Below are 4,271 nucleotides of genomic sequence, written 5' to 3'. Positions count from 1 at the left end.
GGCGCTGGACGCGCTGGAGCTGGACGGCGGGATGGTGGAGGCGCAGCTGCGGGACTTTCTCCAGGCGCGCGGCGACGCGGCGCGCTGGCTGGACGGCGAGGGACGGCAGGCCTTGGCGGGCGGCCGCGAGATCGGCCGCGCCTACGCCGCGCGGCCGTTCGAGCGCAAGCTGTACACGCCGTGGAAGATCGCTAGCTTCACCTCGCTGACCCATGACGCGGGCAGCCATCTGGCCGAAGCGCCGGACTATGACCGCGCGGCGGCGTCCGAGCCGGCCGCGTTGGAGGGGGGGCCGGTCCGGAATCGCTTCAGCTTCCCGCGCGGCGCCAAGGCCGGCGTTTGCCTGCACGAGATTTTCGAAAACATCAGCTTCGGCGGCGGCGAGGACGAAATCCGCGCGGCGGTGGCGCGCGCGCTGGCGCGGCACGGCTTCGGCGAGGAGTGGCTGGATGCCGGCTGCGAGCTGATCCTGGACGCGCTGAACGCCGAGATCGCGCCTGGCGCGCGGCTGCGCGACGTCGCCGACCACCAGCGGCTGATCGAGCTGGAATTCACCTTGCCGGTGAAAAGGCTGGACGTGGCGGCGCTGATCGCCGCGCTGCAAAAGCCGGAGCACGGCTTGGCCGAGCCGTTTCGGCGCGCCGCCGGCGCGCTGGATTTCGCCAGCGTGCAGGGCTTTTTGAAAGGCTTTGTCGACCTGGTGTGCGAGGCGGACGGCCGCGTCTATTTGATCGACTACAAGTCCAACCATCTGGGCGACGCTTACGACGATTATCGTGACGACCGTCTGGTCCACGCGGTGGCGCGCGAGCATTATTACCTGCAGTACCTGATTTACCTGGTGGCGCTGCGGCGCTACTTCGCCGCGCGCGGCGCGGATTGGGACGGCCGCTTCGGCGGCGTGCGCTACCTGTTTTTGCGCGGCATGGGCGAGCCGGGCTGCGGCGTGTGGGCCGATGCGCCGTCCGCGGCGCTGCTGGACGCGCTGGACGCGCTGCTTGCGGGATCTGGAACCAAGAGAGGCCCTGGTAGTTCTACGCAGTGATGGCGACCGGGGATGGCAACTAAGCTAAGCAAGTGGATAAGGATGTGAAACATGTTTGAATCCGCCGAAATCGGCCACAGCATAGATAAAGACACTTTCCGCAAGATGATGCCGGCGCTGCGCGAGGCGTTGCTGGACGTGCAGTATGACTTGAAGGAAAAAGCCGATTTCCCGGTGCTGATCCTGATCCACGGTTTCGACGGCGCGGGCCGCGGCGAAACGATGAATCTGATCAACGAGTGGCTGGACCCGCGGCTGATCCACACCGTCGCCTTCGACAAGCCCAATGACGAGGCGCGCGCCCGGCCGTGGATGTGGCGCTACTGGAACGAGCTGCCCGCCACCGGCCGCATCGGCATGTTCTTCGGTTCCTATTATTCCGACACCTTGTTCGAGCGGGTGTTCAACCGCAGCGACCGCGACGCTTTCGACCGGCAGATTTTCGACATCCTGCGTTTTGAGCGCATGCTGACGCTGGACGGGGCGGTGGTGTTGAAGTTCTGGTTCCATCTGAGCCGCGACAAGCAGAAGCAGCGGCTGAAGACGCTGGAGCAGGACCCGGCCACCAGCTGGCGCGTGACCAAGACCGACTGGGAGCACTATGAGCGCTACGACAAGATACGCAAGTACGGCGAGCACATGCTCAGGCTGACCAATACCGCGCACGCGCCGTGGATCGTCATCGACGGCGAGGACGCCAATTACCGCAGCCTGACGGTGGCCAACACCATCCTGGAGGCGATACGCAACCGTCTCGGCCAGCCGATGCTGAGCACCGACCGCGTCGAGGCGCCGCCGCTGCTGGCGCCGATAGACAACAAGCTGGTGCTGGACACGCTGGAGCTGGAACAGAAGCTGGACAAGGCCAGCTACCAGAAAAAGCTGGACCAGCTGCAGGGGCGGTTGAACAAGCTGACCCGCGATCCGCGCTTCGGCAACCACTCGCTGGTGCTGGCGTTCGAGGGCAACGACGCGGCCGGCAAGGGCGGCAGCATCCGCCGCATCACCCAGGCGCTGGATGCCCGCCGCTACCGGGTGGTGCCGGTGGCCGCGCCGACCCAGGAGGAAAAGGCCAAGCCCTGGCTGTGGCGCTTCTGGCGACATCTGCCGGGCAAGGGCGGCATAACCATCTTCGACCGCAGCTGGTACGGCCGGGTGCTGGTGGAGAGGGTGGAGGGCTTCGCCGCCGAGGCCGACTGGATGCGCGCCTATTACGAGATCAACGACTTCGAGCACCAGTTGACCGAGAACGGCGCCATCGTGCTGAAGTTCTGGCTGGCGATCAGCAAGGATGAGCAGCTGGCGCGCTTCAAGGGCCGGGAGGAGACGGGCTTCAAGCGTTTCAAGATCACCGACGAGGATTGGCGCAACCGCGACAAATGGGACCTCTACCGCCAAGCGGTCAGCGATATGGTGGACCGCACCAGCACTAGCAAGGTGCCGTGGACGCTGGTGGAGGCCAACAACAAGTATTTCGCGCGCATCAAGATACTGTCCACCATCTGCGACGCGCTGGAGGCCAGGCTGAGTGAATAGGCTGTGGTGGGGATTGATGCTGTTGCTGTGCCTGCCGGCGCTGGCCCAACCCACGCTTCGGGCCGGGCTGGCCAATGACAGCGGCGAATCGCTGCGCGCGAACGCCGACGATGGACTCTCGCTGGCCTACCGCGACGCGCTGGCCCTGATCGCCAGGCAAAGCGGCGTCCATTTCCAGCTCGACTACTATCCCTCGCAACGGCTGGAGCAGCTGTTCCAGGTGGGCAAGCTGGATGTCGAAGTCGGCGTCAACGCCTCCTGGCGCGCGCTGTCTCCGGTGGCCGGCTTCTACACCCAGCCCATCGCCGACGCGGAGTTCGTGTTGTGCCTGCCGCCTGACAAGGGCAAGCGGCCCGCCACCCTGGCCTCGCTGAAGGGCGGCACCATCGGCACGCTGCTGGGCCAGCGCTTCCCGTCGCTGGAGAGCGCGTTCGCCAGCCGCAAGCTGCTGCGCGACGGGTCGGCCAACGAGGACGAAATGCTGGACAAGCTGCGCCAGGGCCGGGTCCAGGCCGTGGTGCTGGAGCGCCGCCGCGCGCAATACTGGAGCCGGCGCGACGAAGGCGGCCGCTGCCTGCCGGGCGAGTCTCTGGGCAGCCTGCCGGTGGCGCTGCGGCTGCATCCGCGCTATCGGGATCTGCTGCCGGGCCTGAACCAGGCCATCCAGCAACTGCAAGAGCAAGGCCGTTTGCGGCCGCTGTTCGCCCGCCGTTGAGCGCGGCGCCAGTCCATCCGGAAGTTCCATCGATGAAATCCGATATTCCGCTATTGCCCGGCCAGTTGGTCCGGCTGTTCCAACGCCTGGCGCCCGGCGCCGACGACAGAGTGCTGGCGCTGATAGGCGAATTGAGCAACGCCAATCTGGCCGGCCACGTCTGTCTGCCGCTGGCTCACCGCGGCGAGGCGGCGGCGCTGCGCGGCAGCCCGCTGGTCGGCCAGCCGGGCGATTACGCGCCCTTGATCCTGGACGAAGCCGGGCGGCTGTATTTCGCCCGCCACTGGCACGACGAGGACAGGCTGGCCGAAGGGCTGGCTCGGCTGGCCCAGCCACTGCCCCCGCCGGACGAGGCGCGGCTGGCCGACTTGCTGGCCCGGTTGTTTCCCGGCGCGGACGACGGCGAGCCGGACCGGCAGAAGTTGGCGGCGGCGTTGGCGGCGCGGCAGCGGCTGATGGTGATTTCAGGCGGCCCCGGCACCGGCAAGACCACCACCGTGGTGCGGCTGCTGGCGCTGCTGGCGGCGATGTCGCCGCGCCCGCTGGTGATGGCGATGGCGGCGCCGACCGGCAAGGCTGCGGCGCGGCTGTCCGAATCGGTGCGCGCGGCGCGCGACCGGCTGGATGTGGCTGACGCGGTGCGCCGGCAGCTGCCGGCCCAGGCGGAGACGCTGCACCGGCTGCTGGGCCTGCGTCCCGGCGTGGAGGCGCCGCGCCACCACGCCGGCAATCCGTTGCCGCTGGACGTGCTGGTGGTGGACGAGGCGTCGATGATAGACCTGGCGCTGATGGCGCGCACGGTGGCGGCGCTGCCGTCCCAGGCCAGGCTGATCCTGCTGGGCGACCGCGACCAGCTGTCGTCGGTGGAGGCCGGCGCGGTGCTGGGCGAGCTATGCGGACGCATCGCCTATCGCGACGAGACCGCGCAATGGCTGCAGCGGGTGGCCGGCGCCAGCCTGCGAGGCGACGCCGCGC

Annotated in this window: 4 protein-coding genes; all 4 read left to right on the top strand. The window is 68.0% G+C overall.

The genetic code is table 11. The features are described from left to right. Positions 1-1,045: PD-(D/E)XK nuclease family protein (locus tag LQR33_RS22520; protein WP_231470498.1), on the top strand; the 1,045-nt coding region annotated here is incomplete at its 5' end. A 51-nt stretch (positions 1,046-1,096) separates the two neighbouring features. Then, a complete protein-coding gene (pap, locus tag LQR33_RS22515) occupies positions 1,097-2,581 on the top strand; it encodes a polyphosphate:AMP phosphotransferase (RefSeq protein WP_166440044.1) in 1,485 nt (494 codons plus the stop codon). Then, positions 2,574-3,296: a substrate-binding periplasmic protein gene (locus tag LQR33_RS22510; protein WP_166440043.1), complete on the top strand. Its 723-nt coding sequence runs from the start codon at positions 2,574-2,576 to the stop codon at positions 3,294-3,296. The genes pap and LQR33_RS22510 overlap by 8 nt, the downstream gene beginning before the upstream one ends. A gap of 32 nt (positions 3,297-3,328) precedes the next feature. Next, positions 3,329-4,271 (top strand): AAA family ATPase (locus LQR33_RS22505; RefSeq protein WP_231470497.1); only part of this gene is annotated, 943 nt, incomplete at its 3' end.

The organism is Chromobacterium piscinae, from assembly GCF_021129175.1.
Taxonomy (GTDB): domain Bacteria; phylum Pseudomonadota; class Gammaproteobacteria; order Burkholderiales; family Chromobacteriaceae; genus Chromobacterium; species Chromobacterium piscinae.
This window is presented reverse-complemented; position numbering and strand designations above follow the sequence as displayed.

Coding starts and splice junctions, on each gene's coding strand:
- pap (WP_166440044.1), top strand. CDS start 1,097: ATGTTTGAATCCGCCGAAATCGGCCACAGCATAGATAAAGACACTTTC.